Here is a 1,061-nt window from a genome sequence, read left to right as displayed (position 1 = left end):
GATCTTCCCCGGGTTTGACGGAGCCGTGACAGCTGGTTCTATGCGACTGACAGGGTGGTATGGAGCCTTTCATATTCGTTGGGTGTGAGCATGCCCAGGGAGCTGTGGCGGCGTTGCCGGTTGTGAAATATTTCGAGGTAGTCGAAGATCGCGTTGGCCAGCTCGATGCGGGTCTTCCACTTCTTGCGATTCAGCAACTCGGTCTGCATGCGGCCCCAGAACGACTCCATCATGCCGTTGTCGTAGCAGTCCCCGATGGAGCCCATCGAGGGCACCAGCCCGGAGGCGCGGGCGCGTTCAGTAAAGGCCCAGGAGGTGAACTGCACCCCGTGGTCGGAGTGGATCACAGTGGCGTCTGGCTGGCGGTTGCTGATAGCCATGCTCAGGGCGTTTGTAACCAGCGCCGAGGTTTGTGACGCGTCGATGGACCAGCCGACGACTCGGCGGGAGAACGAGTCGAGCACCACGGCGCAGTAGACCTTGCCCTCCCGGGTCGGGTGTTCGGTGATGTCGGTGACCCACAACAGATCCCGAGCCTCGCGGGCGAACTGACGGTTGACCAGGTCGCTGGCAGTGGGAGTCTCATGCAGCGGCCGACGGTAACGGTGCGTTGGCAGGCCCTTGATCCCGGCGCGGCGCATCAGCATCTCGACCGCGTTGTGCCCGACGATGATGCCGTGGCCGAGCCGGAGCTCGGCGTGGACCCTGCCTGCGCCGTAGGTACCGCGCGAAGCCGCGTGGACTGCGCGGATCTGCTCGGTGAGCCAGGCATGGCGCAGCGAGCGGGCTGACGGTGGACGGCTGAGCCAGGCGTAGTAGCCGGACACCGACACGTCCAGCACGCGGCAGCACAGATCAACGGAGAACCCTTCAGCGGCCAGGGTTTTGATGGCCGCGTACCGGGCTTTTGAGGGCACCGCCTCCTTCAGCAGTTCGGCGGCACGGCGATGGATCGCCAGTTCGGCCTCGAGCTCAGCGATACGCCGACGTGCCCTGCTGAGTTCGGCCAGCTCGGTCGACGTCACACCGGGCAACTCGCCGTTGTCGATCGCCTCCTGCCG

The 1,061-nt window shown here is 64.9% G+C and carries 1 protein-coding gene; it reads right to left on the bottom strand.

What is annotated here, in order from left to right; genetic code table 11:
• Positions 1–38: 38 nt before the first annotated feature.
• Positions 39–1,061, bottom strand: a 1,023-nt coding sequence (locus Acy02nite_RS46160) for an IS3 family transposase (RefSeq protein WP_203756810.1), incomplete at its 5' end; no start/stop codon positions are given.

This window comes from Actinoplanes cyaneus, from assembly GCF_016862095.1.
GTDB classification, from domain to species: Bacteria; Actinomycetota; Actinomycetes; order Mycobacteriales; family Micromonosporaceae; genus Actinoplanes; species Actinoplanes cyaneus.
This window is presented reverse-complemented; position numbering and strand designations above follow the sequence as displayed.